This window comes from Kordia sp. (assembly GCF_050633145.1).
Classification (GTDB): Bacteria; Bacteroidota; Bacteroidia; order Flavobacteriales; family Flavobacteriaceae; genus Kordia.
In genome coordinates this window covers 186,787-205,390 of record NZ_JBOEFY010000004.1, presented here as the reverse complement: position 1 = coordinate 205,390, position 18,604 = coordinate 186,787, and the positions used below count along the sequence as shown (strand labels likewise).

14 protein-coding genes and 1 tRNA gene are annotated in these 18,604 nt (G+C 31.5%); 9 read left to right on the top strand and 6 right to left on the bottom strand.

The genetic code is table 11. The annotated features are described in order from the left end of the window. Window positions 1–81 precede the first annotated feature (81 nt). From gldL to ACRBBL_RS03105, 4 genes are all read left to right on the top strand, one after another. Entirely contained in the window at window positions 82–714 is a 633-nt protein-coding gene (gene gldL / locus ACRBBL_RS03120) for a gliding motility protein GldL (protein WP_431367583.1), read from the top strand. 53 nt (window positions 715–767) lie between these two features. Then, the gene (gene gldM / locus ACRBBL_RS03115; RefSeq protein WP_431367582.1) at window positions 768–2,336 is read left to right on the top strand and encodes a gliding motility protein GldM; all 1,569 of its coding nucleotides are present in this window, start codon (window positions 768–770) and stop codon (window positions 2,334–2,336) included. Between the two features lie 21 nt (window positions 2,337–2,357). After that, a complete protein-coding gene (gene gldN / locus ACRBBL_RS03110) occupies window positions 2,358–3,251 on the top strand; it encodes a gliding motility protein GldN (RefSeq protein ID WP_431367581.1) in 894 nt (297 codons plus the stop codon). Window positions 3,252–3,383: 132 nt separating this feature from the next. Next, window positions 3,384–4,499 carry an NAD(P)/FAD-dependent oxidoreductase gene (locus tag ACRBBL_RS03105; protein WP_431367580.1) on the top strand — a complete coding sequence of 372 codons (1,116 nt, stop codon included), beginning with the start codon at window positions 3,384–3,386 and terminating at the stop codon, window positions 4,497–4,499. A gap of 9 nt (window positions 4,500–4,508) precedes the next feature. On the opposite strand, the gene ACRBBL_RS03100 is transcribed toward ACRBBL_RS03105, so the two are convergent. Then, complete coding sequence (locus ACRBBL_RS03100) at window positions 4,509–4,898, bottom strand: DUF983 domain-containing protein (protein ID WP_431367579.1); 390 nt, start codon at window positions 4,896–4,898, stop codon at window positions 4,509–4,511. Between the two features lie 85 nt (window positions 4,899–4,983). On the opposite strand from ACRBBL_RS03100, the gene ACRBBL_RS03095 reads away from it, so the two are divergent. The 3 genes from ACRBBL_RS03095 (at window position 4,984) to ACRBBL_RS03085 (ending at window position 7,236) form a co-directional block, all read left to right on the top strand. Beyond that, complete coding sequence (locus ACRBBL_RS03095) at window positions 4,984–6,906, top strand: ATP-binding cassette domain-containing protein (RefSeq protein ID WP_431367578.1); 1,923 nt, start codon at window positions 4,984–4,986, stop codon at window positions 6,904–6,906. A gap of 16 nt (window positions 6,907–6,922) precedes the next feature. Then, a complete protein-coding gene (locus ACRBBL_RS03090; RefSeq protein ID WP_431367577.1) occupies window positions 6,923–7,105 on the top strand; it encodes a CPXCG motif-containing cysteine-rich protein in 183 nt (60 codons plus the stop codon). Between the two features lie 58 nt (window positions 7,106–7,163). Then, window positions 7,164–7,236, top strand: a tRNA-Met gene (locus ACRBBL_RS03085). A gap of 93 nt (window positions 7,237–7,329) precedes the next feature. On the opposite strand, the gene ACRBBL_RS03080 is transcribed toward ACRBBL_RS03085, so the two are convergent. Continuing rightward, a complete protein-coding gene (locus ACRBBL_RS03080; protein WP_431367576.1) occupies window positions 7,330–7,587 on the bottom strand; it encodes a hypothetical protein in 258 nt (85 codons plus the stop codon). Window positions 7,588–7,689: 102 nt separating this feature from the next. Next, a complete protein-coding gene (locus ACRBBL_RS03075; RefSeq protein ID WP_431367575.1) occupies window positions 7,690–9,348 on the bottom strand; it encodes a helix-turn-helix domain-containing protein in 1,659 nt (552 codons plus the stop codon). Between the two features lie 209 nt (window positions 9,349–9,557). Here ACRBBL_RS03075 and ACRBBL_RS03070 point away from each other — a divergent pair, with 209 nt between their 5' ends. After that, on the top strand, window positions 9,558–9,746 hold the full coding sequence (locus ACRBBL_RS03070) for a hypothetical protein (RefSeq protein WP_431367574.1): 189 nt from the start codon (window positions 9,558–9,560) through the stop codon (window positions 9,744–9,746). Window positions 9,747–9,966: 220 nt separating this feature from the next. On the opposite strand, the gene ACRBBL_RS03065 is transcribed toward ACRBBL_RS03070, so the two are convergent. After that, entirely contained in the window at window positions 9,967–13,173 is a 3,207-nt protein-coding gene (locus ACRBBL_RS03065) for an AsmA-like C-terminal region-containing protein (RefSeq protein WP_431367573.1), read from the bottom strand. Between the two features lie 441 nt (window positions 13,174–13,614). After that, a complete protein-coding gene (locus tag ACRBBL_RS03060; RefSeq protein ID WP_431367572.1) occupies window positions 13,615–16,614 on the bottom strand; it encodes an AAA domain-containing protein in 3,000 nt (999 codons plus the stop codon). A 495-nt stretch (window positions 16,615–17,109) separates the two neighbouring features. Here ACRBBL_RS03060 and ACRBBL_RS03055 point away from each other — a divergent pair, with 495 nt between their 5' ends. Next, a complete protein-coding gene (locus tag ACRBBL_RS03055; protein ID WP_431367571.1) occupies window positions 17,110–17,841 on the top strand; it encodes a hypothetical protein in 732 nt (243 codons plus the stop codon). A 124-nt stretch (window positions 17,842–17,965) separates the two neighbouring features. Here ACRBBL_RS03055 and ACRBBL_RS03050 read toward each other — a convergent pair whose 3' ends face one another. Then, on the bottom strand, window positions 17,966–18,604 hold the full coding sequence (locus tag ACRBBL_RS03050) for a response regulator (protein ID WP_431367570.1): 639 nt from the start codon (window positions 18,602–18,604) through the stop codon (window positions 17,966–17,968).

Genomic DNA, 18,604 nt, shown 5'->3' with positions numbered 1-18,604 from the left:
AAACTAAATACTAAAATAAACCACGGTTAACCCAACACTTAAATTTTATTAACTAAACACTAAACTAAAAATTAGATTATTATGGCAAAGAATGGCAAGATCACGCTAACGAACATGGTATATGGACTAGGAGCGGCAATTGTAATTGTAGGAGCATTATTTAAAATTCAACACTGGCCTTACGGAAGTGAAATTTTGACTCTTGGAATGATTGTAGAAGCACTAGTATTTACATACTCAGCATTTGAAAGACAATCTGACGAACTGGATTGGTCATTAGTATACCCTGAATTATCAGGAGGATCAGCAAAAGCGAAAGCTAAAAAGCAAGAAGCAACTGATGCAGAAGGATTATTATCTAAAAAATTAGATAACTTATTAAAAGATGCTAGAATTGATGGAGAATTAATGAGTAGCTTAGGAGATAGTATTCGTAACTTCGAAGGAGCTGCAAAAGGAATTTCTCCAACTGTTGATGCAATTTCTTCTACAAAGAAATATGGAGAGCAAATGTCTTTAGCTGCAGCACAGATGGAATCTTTAAACAGTCTTTACAAAGTACAGATGGATAGCGCTAACCGTCAAGCGGCAATTAACGAAGAAGCAGTTGAAAATGCAGCTAAGTTAAAAGATCAAATGCAATCATTAGCATCTAACTTATCATCATTAAATGGTGTATACGGAGGAATGTTATCTGCAATGAACAAAAACTAATTAGTAGTTATATACGTAATTCAACAAAAACTAACTAAAAAAACTAATTAGAAATGGCAGGAGGAAAAGTATCTGCAAGGCAGAAAATGATTAACTTGATGTACTTGGTATTCATCGCTATGATGGCAATGAATATGTCTAAAGAAGTACTCTCAGCTTTCGGATTAATGGAAGCAAAGTTTGCAGACTCAAACGTCGCAACAATCGATAGAAACGACAAGTTACTTACAGAGCTTGAGACTAAAGGAAAAGAAAATCCAAAAGAATTTAAAGCTCCAGCAGCAAAAGCTCAGAAAGTAAAAATAGTTTCAGATAAATTCTATGCTTATTTAGAAGAGTTAAAAAAGGATTTATTAAAAGAAGGAAAATATACAGTTGATGCAGAGACAGGTAAATTACCTTTCGAAGCAATGGACAAAACTGATATCTTAGACGAAGCTTGGTTTACAGGTGACGGACTTACTAAAAAGGGTAAAGAAGTTATGGCTAAGATAGAGGAGTATAAAGGTGAAATTAATGCAATATTAGCTACAGACGAAAACTATAGAGGTAAAGCTGAAGAATTTGCAAAAACATTTAGTACTGCAAAAGTAACTAACAAAGACGGAAAAGAAATTGATTGGTTAGCATACCACTATCAAGGTTTCCCAGCAATCGCTTCATATACAAAGTTAACAGCGATGCAAAATGATATTAAGGTTACTGAATCTGATATGTTTAGCCTTTTCTTAGGAAATATTGTAACAGAAGCAACAACACTTAATAACTACAAAGCGATTGTATTAGCTGATAAATCAGCTTTCTTCGCAGGAGAAAAATTCCAAGGAAAAGTAGTAATTGGTAAATATGCAGACGTTCCACCAACAAAATTAGTAGTTCAAGGGAAAGAAGTTAACTTGTCTGAGGCTATTGATGATAGTGGAGCAGCAACGTTAGATTTCAACGTTGGAAACGTTGGAGAGCATGAAATTAAAGGAGAATTTACTTTTATTGAAAATAATAAAGAATTAAAAATTCCTATCATAGCTAACTATGTAGTAGTACCAAAACCTAATTCAGCTACAATTTCTGCTGATAAAATGAACGTAGTATATCGTGGAGTTAATAACCCAATGACAATATCATTTGCTGGTGTTGCTGATAATAAGGTGAATGCAACTGCTCCTGGATTAACTAAAAAAGGAACAGGAAAATACAACATGAAGCCTTCTACTGGAACAGAGGTTAAGATCAATGTTTCAGCTACACTTGACGATGGTTCAAGAGTTGGGGATAGCAAAACGTTCAGAATTAAGGAAATTCCTTCACCAACAGGATACTTCAGAGGTCTTTCTGGAGCACAGAAGATGTCTAAGTCTGGTGTTGAAAAAGGAACAGTGAAAGCTGATTTCGAATCATTCGATTTCGAATTCCCATTAAGAGTTACACAATTTGACTTTAAAGTACCTGGGCAGCCAACAATTACTGTTAGAGGAAGCAAATTAGATTCAAATGCTAAAAATGCTTTAAAGCGTGCTAGAAGAGGTCAAACAGTACAGATTATCAATATTAAGGCAAAACCAGTAAATCCTGGTCCGCTAATTAAAAAGGTATCGCCAGTAATTATTGAAATTACAAACTAAAATTATTTTAAAACATTTGTTATGAATTGGAGAAGTTTATTTACAATTGCATTTACAATATTAATCTCAGGATCAATGTTTGCTCAAGCAAATTTATTGAATGCCAAAGATCCGAGTCAAATAGGTGTGAAAACGCAAGCGCAAAAAGATGCAGATAATGACGGGCCATTACCGTATGGATATGTTGACGACAGAGATGTTCTTTGGTCTGCAACAACATGGGAAATTGTTGATCTTGATGAAAGAGTAAACTTCCCGTTATACTATCCAATTGATACTGTTGGTATGCGTGCTGACAGACGCTCTTTATACGATGTGTTAATGACGAATATAAAGTCAAAAAAGATAAAAAATATCTATGTTGATGGAAATTTCACAGAAACACGTACGCTTGAAGATATACAATCTAGTTTAAAGAAAACTGATACTTTACCTGAAGGTATTAATCAAATCAACAGAGGAGAGAAATTATCTGATGAGTATATTGAAACTAGAGAGCTTACCGCAGCTGATATTCAAGAATATCACGTAAAAGGAGTTTGGTACTTTGACAAACGTCAAGGAGAACTAAAATTCAGATTATTAGGTATTGCTCCTGTAGCTGTAGAAGCACAATTTGTAGATTTAGATGGTGAGCAAGATGCAATCGAATTATTTTGGATATTTTATCCAGATGCTCGAGAAATATTGCACAGTGCCAAAGCATTTAATAATAGAAATGCAGCTGTACCATTGTCTTTTGATCACTTATTAAACGCAAGACGCTTTAATGGATTGATCTATAAAGAAGAAAATGTACAAGGTGATAGACGTATCAAGGAATATGTAAAAGAGAATTCTCTCATGCAGTTATTGGAATCGGAACGAATCAAAGAAAAGATCAGAGGAAGAGAACAAGACATGTGGAATTACTAAAATTCATAACATAACAATATTAAAAACGCTCACTATTTTAGTGGGCGTTTTTTATGCGATAAATTGTAAGTTGACAAATTACTTTTTGCTTGATAGTTTGCCATCTAACTTGATACCTTTACTTTTGTACTTATGATAGATTATATAGTCGTTGGATTAGGTTTGGCTGGAATTGCTTTTTGTGAGGAATTGGAAACGGCTGGAAAAGAATTTGTAGTGTTTGAAGATGACTCTCAACAATCTTCAACCGTTGCAGGCGGATTATATAATCCAGTTATACTAAAACGATTCACGCCAGTTTGGAATGCTGATGAACAATTGGAAATAGCGATGCCTTTTTATAAAGTATTAGAAAAAAAACTACAAACAGCATTTGATGAAAAACTAGAAGTTTTAAGACGTTTTGTCGATGTAGAAGAGCAAAATATGTGGTTTGAAGCTTCTGATAAACCTAAACTATCTAAATACCTTGATACAAAACTCATCACAAATACAAATAAAGCTATTGATGCATCTTTCTCTTTAGGAAGAGTTAAAGAAACGGGGAGAATCTTTACGGGAAAACTACTCAAAGCATATCGAGAATATCTTCAAAATAAAAATAGCTTGCGGATAGAAAACTTTCAATATGACAAACTTAGTATTGCGGACAATTCAGTAACCTATCAAAACATTCAAGCGAAGAAAATTGTTTTCTGTGAAGGTTTCGGAATCAAACAAAACCCATTCTTTTCATACTTACCGCTCAACGGAACAAAAGGAGAATTACTAACTATAAAAGCGCCAAATTTAAAAGTAGATAGTGTCATAAAATCCTCTGTATTTATAATTCCTATGGGAAATGATATCTATCGAATTGGAGCAACATACAATTGGGAAGACAAAACAAATCTTCCGACAGAAGAAGCAAAAAATGAATTAGTTGAAAAACTATCTAAACTAATCAAGTGCGAATATGAAATCATAGATCAAGTAGCTGGAATACGGCCAACGGTTGCAGATAGAAGACCGTTAATAGGAACGCATCCAAAACATACACAAATAGCCGTTTTAAACGGTTTAGGAACGCGCGGTGTTATGATTGGTCCAACAGTTGCAAAACAACTCTACAATCATCTAATGCATCAAGCAGAATTGCCAGATGAAATAAACATCAAACGTTTCGAAAAAAGGTACAGAAAAAGTATAGCTAAAGAACTCGATGATAAAAGAAGAGCAGAAAACGCACGTCGAAAACAAAATTCATAACAAAAATAATTACGACTGAGTTTTATCTAATTTCTTATCATAAGACATAAAAAGATTAATCCAAATATTTCGCGATACACGCATAATTATAGGCATAAAACCAATAAGTGTTCCCATAATAGCAAAAAAAGTGACTAACAGACTAGCATTTAGAAACCACTTTGCAACTATAAAGGCGGCAAATGCAAAAGCAATTCCAACACCATAACTTACATACATAGCTCCGTAAAAAAAAGAAGGTTCAATTTTATAACGTGTACCACAATGTGAACATGTTTCGTTCATTTTCAACGTAGTATTCAATTTGTACGGATTTTTCACCTCATACATGCGTTCGTTTTGGCATTTTGGACAAGTTCCCGTTAAAATACTATTTAATTTCGATCCTTTTTTTAACATTTGTAAAAATATATTATAAAATCACTTTACTGCACTACAAAAGTAAGGTATACATTTTATAAAAACGGTAACTTTTGTCACACTCATGATAAATATTCACAATATAGCTGTTGCTTTTGGCGGAACATATCTGTTTAAAGATATTGCGTTCCGATTGAATGCAGGCGACAGTGTCGGACTGATTGGAAAAAATGGCGCAGGAAAATCTACGCTACTCAAAATTCTTGCAAAAGAAAACGAACCAGATGAAGGCGCAATTGCAACGGATAAAGACATTGCAATTGGTTTCTTAAAACAAGATATTGAATTCACGCAAGGGCGAACGGTTTTAGAAGAAAGCTATGAAGCTTTTGAGCAAATTCGGGAACTTGAATTAAAAATAGATCAAATAAATAATCAACTATCCGAACGTACAGATTACGATAGTGAATCGTACACTAAACTCATAGAGGATTTAAGTGAATTTACAACACGATACGAAATATTAGGCGGATACAATTACAAAGGCGACACCGAAAGAGTTTTACAAGGACTAGGTTTCAAACGTGAAGATTTCGACAAAAAAACGGATACCTTTTCTGGTGGTTGGCGTATGCGAATTGAATTAGCAAAGCTCTTACTGCAAAAAAACGATATCTTGCTCTTAGATGAGCCAACAAACCATTTGGATATAGAATCTATAATATGGTTAGAACAGTTCTTAAAAACGTTCCCTGGCGTTGTCATCATTGTGTCGCATGATAAGATGTTTCTGGATAATGTAACAAATAGAACTATTGAAATTTCACTAGGACGTATTTACGATTACAACAAACCATATTCAAAATATTTAATACAGCGACAAGAAATTCGCGAGCAGCAATTAGCAACGCAAAAAAATCAGGAAAAGCACATCCAACATACTGAAAAGCTGATTGAAAAATTTCGCGCCAAAGCTTCCAAAGCAACGATGGCACAATCGCTCATCAAAAAGCTGGAGAAAATTGATCGCATAGAAGTTGATGCTGATGACAATGCTGTAATGGCAATTCAATTTCCTTTGTCAATTCAACCTGGAAAAGTAGTTATAGAAGGTGAAAAGATCTCTAAAAACTATGGAGAAAAGCAAGTATTGTCAAACGTTAATTTATTTGTAGAAAGAAGTAGCAAAATTGCCTTTGTTGGACAAAACGGACAAGGAAAATCTACCTTGGCAAAAATTATTGTCAATGAAATTCCGCATGAAGGTAAGATGGAATTAGGGCACAATGTGCAAGTGGGTTATTTTGCGCAGAATCAGGCTGAATATTTAGATGGCAACCTTACGGTAGAAGATACAATGATTGAAGCTGCGGATGAAAAAACACGTCCAAAAGTGCGCGATATGCTCGGTGCTTTCCTATTTAGAGGTGATGAAGCAGAGAAAAAAGTAAAAGTGCTTTCTGGAGGAGAACGAAATCGTTTGGCGTTATGTAAAATGTTATTGCAGCCTTTCAATGTATTGGTTATGGATGAGCCGACGAATCACTTGGATATCAAATCTAAAAACGTACTCAAAAAAGCATTACAAACCTTTGAAGGAACTTTAATTCTTGTTTCGCATGATCGTGACTTTTTACAAGGACTCACCAACAAAGTCTATGAATTTAAAGATGAAAAAATAAAAGAATACCTCGGTGATATCAATTACTATTTGGATGAACGAAAAGTAGCAGACTTGCGAGAGGTTGAAAAACGCACGGTTGTAAAGCAAGAAGTTGTAAAATCGGAAGTGCCAAAACAATCGTACGAATCGCAAAAAAAGCTAAAATCGCTCAACAATAAGCTCAACAAAATTGAACGTTCCATTTCCGATTTAGAAAAAGAAATCAAAGATATCGATATGGAATTAGCGATTAATTATGAAGAAACCATTGCTAAGCCAGATTTCTTTGATATGTATCAAGGAAAAAAGAAAACTTTAGAGACTCTAATGGAAGATTGGGAAGAGCTTCAGGAAGAAATGGATGCATTAGAATCACAATCCTAAGCCGTATTTTTGTAAAATGAACGAATATTTTTTTCAATGTCCGTATTGTTGGTCAGCAATTTCCATGTTAATTGACACTTCTGTGAGTACTCAAAAATACATTGAAGACTGTGAAGTTTGCTGCAATCCGATTGAGTTAGAGGTGCTTAGTGAAGATGGAGAAATAAGCGGATTTCAAGCAAGAAATATAGAGCAATAAAAAATTTCACTTTTTTGTTGGTAGAATGAAAAATGGTTGTATATTTGCAGTCCAATATCGCGGGATAGAGCAGTAGGTAGCTCGTCGGGCTCATAACCCGAAGGTCACTGGTTCGAGTCCAGTTCCCGCTACTAAGTAAAGCTTCACAGAAATGTGAAGCTTTTTTTTTGCATTTAACTTATCCTAAAAGATACAACAGTTACCTAACTACAATATTTTTAAACTCATATGTTTTGTTGCGTATGTTGATTATTAGTATCAGGTTTTAAACATGCATTTCCTTGTAGTGTTATTACGATATTTTCACATGTAAAACCAGGAGAAGTTGCTTGTAATCCTGTAGATTGTCCAGTGCAATCATCTGTATCTTTGTCTTCCCCATTATTTGGATTAGGAGTATTTGTTCCTCCTAGAATAATGGTAGTATTCAAGTTTGCAATCTTAAATTTTTTAAATACCATTAATTTTTTGCCTTTTTTCATACTATAAATTATTAATTGAATGTACTCAAAGCTAATTATTCATTTGATAAAACAAGGAAAAAATAAACTTCAACAATTGATAATTCACTGAATTATCAATTACTATTGACTTTCTCGTACTTTTTTGATGAAATAAGAAGGGTTTAGCCCTGTTCTTTTTCGAAAAGCTCTTAGAAAACCTTCCTGATTTGAAAATCCGGCTTCTGCGGCAATTGCCCTTATAGTGTATTTTAAGTATAATGGATCGTGTTGAATACGAGTTATCATATAATCAATACGTAAATCATTAATATACGTTGCAAAGTTTTTCCCTTTATGAGAATTGATAATCTTAGATAAATATTTGGAATTCGTATTCACAATTTTTGCTACATCTTTCAAGGATATTTGATTAGTGAGGTAGTGTTTTTCTTCTTCAAAAACAGCTAGTTGTTTTAAAATTTCTTGAATAGTTCGTTCATCTATATCTATAGCAATCGGACGTATTTGTGCATTCTCTACTATAATTTCTTCTTCTATGATAGCACTAGGTCGATTTACAATTGCATCATATCTTTTTTTGTAAACTTTTTTCAAAGTATAATAATAGACCAATCCACCTAATGTCAATACAACAAGTATGATACTTATGATGAGTATCAAATTTTTATCACTTTTTAAATCTGCTATCAAATGATCCCTACTTTCCATTAATTCTGGAATGTCATATTTCTTTGTAATTGTAGTAGATAAATATTTATAATTTGTATGACTAATACTATCTGCTTTTAGCAACTGTTCTATATAATATAATTGCAACTCTTTATCTTTTTTTTCTTTCGAATCTTTTATCAAATACAAATAGGATTCACGTATGGGTAGAAATAAATTTTGGGTTTCAGTAAAAGCAGTATCTATTTTCTTAAAAAGCGATAGTGCTTTCTCTCTTTCTTGTAAAGCATCATAACTTTTTGCTAAATAAAAACTGGAAGTTATTTTGTTTGATTTGTCCAAATAAGGAATGCCTTTTTCTAAACTATCAACAGCAGCTTTATAACTCCCTTTTAAAGATAGATTGATTCCGGAGCAAACGATAAAACGGTAATACAAGTCCATTAACTTATTTTCTAACGCTAATTGGATTCCTTGCTGATTAATGATACTACTTTTTTCCAATTGTCCAGTTTCATAATAAATCGCCGTTAAATGAAGTAATATGTTTAAATAACTAGACATATTCATCTCTTTTTTTGCTTCCTCATAAACGATGCACTCTTTAAATAGTTTTATGGCTTCTTCATAATTACCTATTCTGCGTTTTAGAAAAGCAATATTGTATTTTATGTAATATTGATATGTTTTATCTTGATTTGTATTTGCATAAGATTCCGCAAATAAATAATTATCGATGGCTCTTTGGTAATCTTCTGCCATATCTAAAAACAAACCTTTATAAAAGTATCCTTTCATGGGAAACTCCTTATCCGTTTTTAAATCTTTAGTATAAAAAAGCGTACTATCTATATATAGCATTTTCTTTTGATGATCTGTATTTTTTACACTCAGCAAATAATATGCTCTTCCTATCAATTCTTTACGCTGACTCTCTTGTGCTTTTTTTAAATAATATCTGATGAGTGTTTCTGCTTTATCTATAGCTACTTTTTTATGCAGCACCTTTTTTTTCAATGCAATACCTTCTTCTAATAAAGCATCACTTTTTTGTGCATAACAGCATAAAATGACTGAGAAAAAACAGAAAAATGGAAGCAATTTCTTCATATAAGTATTTATGGTTCTGACAAATATAACCGAAATCGTACGCGAACTAATTCTTTTAAAGACTCAAATCTTTTACAATTCCATGAATTGCGTTTATAATTCAGAGAATTGTAAATACCTTCTGTTGACTCATGTTTTATTTAGCGCTTGTTTTGTCTCTGTATTAATACACGAAATAAAAATCATTTAAAATTTAAAATCTAGAAATTATGAAAAAAAGAAACATTAAGAATTTAATGCTTAAAAAAGAAACAATTAGCATATTGACTGATAAAGAAAAATTAGGTATAGAAGGAGGAATTACTCCTATAACAACATCATCCGCTGTCTGCGTAGGGGCTACTGCACGACTAACTATTTATTTAAGTGAAAAATATTGCCCTAGTCCAAACAGTTAAAAAATGTAAATCAAAACAAATTACATTAGAATTTTTTCAATACACATGGAGTAAATATTTGTGGATTCGAAACAATAAAACCAACTATAGTTTATTTAAGGTCGGAAGCAATTCCGGCCTACTTTTTAAGAGCTAAAAAACGTATTAGAATCATCATGTTTGATGATAACGGTAATAAGTTGAAAGAGATTTTTGCGACGGTTATTAATCTAACGCATTGTTACTTTTTCTTCTTCCTCTTCTTTTTACCCAATGAAATCTTATAGTCATTTATATTTCCTTTGACCTTTAGATTGAGATACCATATTCTTTTGTTAGGATCTACTTCTATAATCTCATCTTCTTTCTCTTTATCAGTAATAGTACGGTCTTTCTTGCGTCCAAATATTTTTTTCCAGGCAGCTTTTCTTACAATTTTCCAAGGAATACGTAAATAATATTCGATATTTTGATTACTATCATGCATACCGGATAATTCCATATGACCCAAAGTAGATTCAATCGTCATAGACGGAATATTAATCTTTCCTTTCTTTATGTCCAAGCTATTTTGTAAGGTGTCAAACCGAATGTTTCGGAGGTTTTTATCTCCCATATACTTTGAAAGTGCCAACATTGGATCGTAATTCTTTAATCTTCCATTTAATACTTTTACGTCCATTTCTATAGTTGATTGATCCAAATCTGGTACCAAATCTGGGTATACTCTAATCTTCCCTTTAATTCTAGAGGTGAGTTTCCCTTGTAAATTTTCTGAAACGAGATGATCTTGACCGAAATTTTCAAACTTGAATAGCAATTTATCCAAATCCACATTATTCATATGCAAATCCGGCTGAAGATAAATATGCTTTGGATCGCTACCATTAAAATATCCACTTAATCGAATATTTCCTCCTGCAGCATCCATGTGTAGCGTATCTACATAAATGTAATGGTTAGGTGTCGTTCTTAAATCTGCTTTGATTTTTTGAAGATCTATTCTATGGTAAATAAAGTGAGCAATATCTACCTCAAATCGCATGTCTGTAAATGGCAACTCATATAAATTGAAGGCCTCTGCATGTGCTGTTACATCTGCAGTTTTTGAAGTAACAACCGCTGCTGGTTTTGGCGGGCTTAAATCAAAATTAAAGAGTGCATCATAATCAATATAATTTGCTTTCAATTTGAGGTAATTATCTCTTTTCTTTATTTGCTGATCGTCCCCTAAATAATAGTTTAAATCGAAATTAAAATTAGTAGTTCCTATTTCGCCATGAAAGTCATTGATAACAATGTGCTGATCTTCATAATGTATATTTCCTTTAAAATCATGAAAACGCAACGGATGCAATTTCATTTTTGTATTTAATTTATCTAAATCCAGATCGATGGAGTGTAAAGAAGAATCTTTATAGTGCATGCTAGAATCAAAATGCAATGCTAAATTGTCAAATTCTTCATGTCTGTATTCTTCTGGAACATAATTTTCTCCTTTATACGAAAAAACATCTTCCAATTTTAATTTATTAGAAGTGAGATTGATATCTAAGTCCACATCTCCATTAAGTTCTGGTTGCATCCAAAAAGCATAATCATGTATGAGTCCGTCAAAATGAAAATCACTATCATCTATATATCCCGTAAAATCTACTATTTTAAGGTCTACACTATCTATTAATACATCAGCATGGAAATCATGTAATTTATGCGGATAATGCTTCAAATTTGCATGTAAACTATCAATGAAAAATTCACCTTTCGGTAAATATTTAGATTCTGTAAAATCTTTAGCAGAAGCCTTAAAAGAAAATCCTAAACTGAGATTCTCTACCTGTTCATCAATACCAGTTTGGATAGAGTCTTGTGCTGAATATCCTGTCAATTGCGAAATATCCAGATACTTAGAGGAAATATCGAAATGAGCTTCTATTGGTATGTTCGTATGATGTACTATGGCAGGTAAGTCTGATAGAAAACCGCTAATAGATAAATCTGTATTGCCCATTGACATATCAAATTGTTTCAACGTAGCTTCTTTACCATTCATTACTAGGTTTACATTCAAAGTGTCTAAAGGAGCAGGCAGGTTTTTGGCGTTTAAACTCAAGTTTTTTACAGTCAACTGCGCAAAGTATGCTTGATTGAGTTTTTGTAATGCCTTTTCGGGTTTGTCAATATCAATAATATCATGAAAATTCATTTTCAACGAAACTTGTCCAGATGCACCTTGTACTTGCTCTAGTTCAAAAAAGTCTGCAATAAAATTCAGATTAAAGTTAGAGTCTATTTGCATATCAACTTCTGGAGATTCAAAATTCTTAACAAGAATAGAACCTTCAAATTCTCCCTTTTCCAAAGAAGCGGTCATGTCTGTTAAGGAAAATTCCATGGTACTTGCATTTCTATTTTCACCATTTGTAAAATGGCCAATAAAACCCATATTATCTATCTTTTTTCCTTTTTTAGTATTCTCTAAAAAAGCTTTTTTAGCTCCAAAATTTGCATTGATAGAAGGTCTATTTCCTTTATTGGATGCTCCTTTGATACTAGCATTAAAATAAATTTCACCAGCATTTTTGTATTTTTCTAATATTGGTATTACATCAGCTGGAGCGAAAGCTATAAACATATCAAAATTGGGCTTTGTTCCCTTTATAGAAAGATCAAGGTCTACATCATTCTTTATATCTATAGAACCTTCTAACTCAAAATCGCCATTTTCCATGACAATACCAGAAGGTTGTATGTCAAGAATACCAGTGTATTCATTAAATACCACGTCTGTATGAATTTCTAAATGTTTTTTATGGAAGAAAGTAGTGTCTCTATTTTTTATCACATTTAATTCCAAATCGGCATCTACATGACCTGAGATAACGCTGTCTTTTTTGCTAAAACTACCTGTGCCTGCATATACGAACTTTTCGACATCTGTATTCGTCGCTTCATCTAAAGTGTGAATATCTAGATTTTTAAATTGAATCTTTTTTAAATGAATATTAGTGGAAGGTGTTTCTGTATCAGATGTACTGGCTATGGAGTTTTGAATGTTTGTAGTATTGTTTTCGTGAATAACAATATTGAATACACCATCTTCAACGATTAAAGATTGAATATCATAATTTCCACTTACAATATCCCATAGGTTAAAGCCAACATACACATCTTTTACATCCATGATAACAGGTGCATTGTCCTCTTTTGTTTCAAAAATTTGGAAATCATATACCTTTAAAGAGATGTATGGAAAGTTGCCAAAAAGAGATAATTCACTCTCACCAACTCTAATAAGACCTTTATGTTCTTTGTTTAGCTTAGCAATTTCCTCTTTAATAATTTCAGATTGATAACTTTGAACATATAATATGAGACCTCCTAGCAATAAAAGCGGGACTATGATTAATCCTAATAAAATTCGTTTCCATAATTTTTTAATCTTCAAAGTAGCTGTCTTTTAGAATTAGAAAAAGTGTTTGCCCTTAAAAGTAACGAATTCGTATGAAAAAAACTTATTTAGTTTTAAATCAACTTATTGATTAGGTATAATTAAAGTCGTTTTTCCTTAGGTCACGATATTATAGTTCTTACTATTTTAGTTATATATGTTCAATTAATAATTAGAAAATCGAATGCGGTTGGAGATTCTAAACGGAATAGGCTAGGATTAACTAGTTAAAGATCAAAGATTTTTAGTTCCGTTACTAGCAAAGACACTTCAAAAATGGAGAGTCTTTTTTTATTTAAAGAATACAGAATAGGTACAGAATTTTGTATGGATCAAAACTAATTAAAAAACCTGTTATATTCTGACTTGAGATCTTATTGTTATTGATTTGACTTTATTCTAGAGGTATGATTTGTTGTATTGTTTATTAGGTCTTTATTAGCTTGTTGAATCGTAATTGTCAAACAATGTTTTTTGATAGATATCTCCTTTGAATTTATTTATTAATTCTCTAATAAACTCGTAGTGTTTCACATATTGATTTGGGATAAATAGTAATTTAATTCCCTTAGCTTTTAAAAGCTCCATTTTTATTTTATCAGATTTGATTGTACTCTTTCTTGAATAATGTTCGCTACCGTTTAATTCAAAAACAATTTTAGGAACATTGTTTTCATAAAGTACTCCGTCAAATTCTTTTTTATTTACTAATTTATTATTCTTTTCTTCGGGGAATACATCAATAATTTTAACATTCCTTCTAAATTTACTACCTCTGTTAGAGCAATAATGATTCATAGTCAGATAAAATTCATTCTCAAACTTTGAATCATTTGAGAAGCCAATGGTAAACTTATTTACAACACTCTGTGAAACACTTGTTGTCCCATTTTTTGCTACATAATCAATCAAAGCATATAAATCATCATCTCTTCTTGAAAGAATATCAATTGCTTTTTTGTCTGTTACGACAATCAGATTCTCTTTTGCTCTTGTAACTCCAACATTTATCAATTGACTATTATTCTTTATCCAATCGTATGTTTTAGAAGATGTATTTTTTGAAATTGCAGTAGATATTATTATGGTCTTGTTTTCCTGACCTTGTACTTTATGGATCGTTCCACAACTAACAGAACTATCTATTTCCTCTTTATTTTTTGCAACCTTTAAATAATAATTTATTACTTCTTCTTGATTTCTGAATGGTGTAATAATGAATACGTCTTTTAAATTATTTTCTTTTATATAGTTTACGATTGCCTTAGCTTCTTCTATTTGTGAGTTTCTATTTTTATTATTTACATTATTTACATCTATGAGTTTAATTTCTCCTTGTGTTTTAATCGCTTTAAGATTTAATTTACTTTCATAAAATCTCATATTAGAATAATTAATAATCTTTTTACCGCATCTATAATGATAGCTTAATAGGATATTTCGCGAAATATTATCAATGCTCTTGTACACAGAAAGAATAGAATTGTTGAAGTAATCATAATGCTCATCAACTTGAAATTTTTTCATTAACTGCTCGTTTCGTGTTTCTTCAAAAATTACAATAGGTTTCAGTTGATTTGTATCACCAATTAAAACCATGTTTGTACATTTTGAAATTGGAATTAAGCTAGTAGCAATGTCACATTGTCCTGCTTCATCAATAGCTAGTAAGTCAAACTTAAACTTTCTTCCCAACCTACGACATGATATGTTGGTTGTTAAAACTATGGGAAATACTTTTGTGAATCTTTCTAAGTTTTCATCGTCTGATATCCATGTGTTGAAAACCTTGACTTGCTCGTCTTCATCTTCTAAATACAGTATTTCAATAAGGTCACTGTATTTTTTAGTTTTTAGCCGCTTAATGTATCTTAAACATTCAAAGTAAAAGAATTGTAACAACTGATAATTATCTTTAATAACCTCAAATATCCCTTTTACATTATCATCCGTTGTTTCAGGAATTTCCTTTAATCGTTTTTCGAGTTTGTTTTTTTCTTGTTCAAGTAAGTAATAACTACCTTTTGATAATAAGCTATTAACAAAATCTAAATTTTGTTCTAAGTCAATTCGATCTTCATAATTTTTTAGTTTTTTAAGAAGTATTTCGTTTTTTATTCTTGATTTTTCTTTTAAATTAAATAGAAGTTTTTCTTTTGGGACATCATTTATTTTAAATTCGTATAATTCTTTTATCCTTTTTAAAGCTTTTGCCACTAACTTGTTGTTGCCAAGTCGTATAATGGGAAATAATATCTCTTTATTTTTGTATTTACCCAAAAACAATTTGTCTTTTATTCCATCAATTGGAATATTATTATTTGAGGAAATAAGCAAGGTTTTATTATTGGTCAAACAATTCACTACAATATTTAAGATGGTTTGAGTTTTACCAGTACCTGGAGGACCTTGTACATACGTTACAGGAAACTTTAATGAATTATAGATTGTTCTTAATTGATCTATATTGATATTATTGTCATAAAGGACTATATGAGGTTCTTTTCTGTTTTTTCTGTCAAGCAAGGAAAAATTTTGAAAAAATGCTCTCAAAGGAGGATTCATTTCTTTTTTTGAGTGCTGCAAATTTATTTCATCATAAATGCTAGATATATCAATTTGAGCATAACCTAAAACAACAATCTCAGGTCTCGTATTAGGTAATTCTCCCGATTTGAAGTTACTTCTTAAGAGTTCAATTGCCCCATTTTTATCTTCAAGATACATGGCTTCAAAATCAGCAGGAATCATATCTGTGTAGTAAGATAAAGAATGTTTGATATTTTCTACATAGAAATTTGAATTGAAGTGTAATTTATGCCCTATCTGCAGTGTCTTTTCTACCGGATCATAAGTGAGTTGTCTATAAGCAACAACAAATTTTCCTCTAGAACTTAGGTCTATAGAGAACTCACATATCGCTAGTTCGTAATTATAAAACTTATTATAATCATTGGAATAGATTTCCTTTAGTATTTGTTTTTGTTGTATGTCTGATAATTGATAAGGAGTTTTCTCAATAAGCTCTTTTATTTCAAGATTTTGAATGAGATGTTGTTTATATAAAAAAGGATCAGAATTGGCTTTATAACACTCTAAATAATAATTAAGCACATTGTTATCAAATCTGTCAAAGTCATATTTATCTAAACTTTTATCCTCATCAAGTTTTTTTATGAGTTTTTCAGAAACTTTATAATGTGAGAATTTCAAAATCTCTGCATTATGAATACTTGAAATAAAAATCTTTGCATCTAGAATCGGTTCATCTTTTGTAACATTAAACATATTTACAAAAAGTTCGTCATTTGCGGTAATGTCTAAAATTGCAATCCAGAATAGTTTAATCTCACCATTCTTATTCTTGTAAGTTATGTTTAGGTATTTGCCCTCTCGAATGGCTTTCCCTATAAGTGCTATCGTACTTATTTTTGACATGGATTAGAAGCGTTTCTATTCTTGTTATTTTTCTAAAAATACAAATTTTTCTCACAAATCTCAAGATGCCTTATAAAGGAAGTGATGCTATATAAAAGGTCAAAAGCGATCAAGTGATTTAATGTTTTGTGAATAAGGTGTTTAAAATGGATATAACAATTATGTATTCTGTAAATAGAATTACAGCTGACTAGTGATTAACCGAAAATACTACTGAATAAATAAGAGCACTAAATAGGCGTGAAGGAATTGTTTTCCATATATTTGCCCGTTAAATGATAGCGGTTTAGACGTATATACTAATGCATATATTTTATGTAAAGTGGAAGATTTTGTAAAAGTTACAACACTGGTTTCTAATACTAATTTTTATAAAGTATTATTGAGTAGAAGCCCATAAGCTGAAAGTCACTGATTCAAAATCATAAAACAAAAGACTCACGGAAATGTAAGGTTTTTTATAACCTTCAAAAATAATAGGTAAAGCAAAATAGAATGACTGATGAAAATATAACAAAGATTAATGAAGCAATAGCTGAGTATTTTAATACAAATACTACCGTTGATTGGATTCCTGTAAAAACAATTATGCCTGCATTGGTTGAAGCTGGTATCTTTGAGAAAGATGTGAAAAAAGGATTTCCAATGCGAAAAGTACTTCGTAGACTGGATCAAAAATCAGAGCTTTCAAAAATTCCTGCAGCACACGCAGAAAGAAGACCTGAAAATACGTATTGGTATCTAGTAAGAGAAGGTAAAGAATATGTGCCAAAAGAAGCAATTCCTGAGATATCTAAAAAACAACAATACATACAGGACATTAAAAATAGTGATGAAAATTATCTATTAGACATGGCAGATGAATTGTTAGGACAAAAAGCATCACGAAAGCATACGTTTGACACCTTAGTTGGAAATCTTCATAAAAGAGGAAAAGGGCGTACAAAATTACCTTTAGATGCCTTTTATAAAGACTTAAAGTTGGTGATTGAGTTCTTTCAAAAAGAGAAAAATTTTGAAGACTTAGACGAAAAAGAACAAGCACGCGTTACACAAATAAAATATTATGACCAGCTTAAAAAAGAAGCTGTTCTCAACAAAAGTTTTCGTTATATGAAAATCAACTATGCACAATTTGAGTGTAACGAAAACGAAAAATTGGTACGAAATACAGAAAATGATACCATCGTACTAAAAGAAATTCTAAAAGACTTCTTAGAAGACTAAAAAATATATAAATACAAAATACATGAAACCTTCTTGAGAAATTGAGAAGGTTTTTTTATGAAAAAGGAATTAGATAGTTTGTTAAGATTCGGATGAAACGATCATGATTCTTATCAAGTGTATTTTAAATCTCTATAATTTTCTTTTCGATAGCCAATCGTATCAATTCTGCAGAAGTTTTAACATTGAGCTTATGCATAATGTTTCTTCGGTGTGTTTTTACAGTATGCATACTAAGAAATAAAGTTTCGGCAATAGCATTACTGTTCATTCCTTGTGCCACACATTTAACGACTTCTATTTCACGTTTAGACAATTCATCAACCATTATTTTTGCCTTATTCTTGCCTCTAAAATAATCAAATACTTGTTCGTTTATTTTAGTATGAAAGTAGTTTTTTCGCTGACTTGTTACTTTTATTGCTTCTACCAATTCTAACTTAGAAGCGTCTTTAATGATATACCCTAAGGCGCCACTTTTTAAAGAATCTCTTATTTTTTGTATGGATTGATGCATGGTTAACATCAGTATTGGCAAATCAATCCCTTTTTTATTTAATAACTGTATCGTAGCAATACCGTCAATCGTTGGCATATCAATATCCATCAAAATCACGTCTATTTCTGTCTCTTCTAAAATTGAAGGAACTAGGTGACCGTTTTGAGCGTGAGCTACAATTTTAATACCATCTTCTGGCTTAAATAATGCTTCTAAACCTTCAGCAAATAAATGATGGTCATCTACTATCAATACGTTTATCAT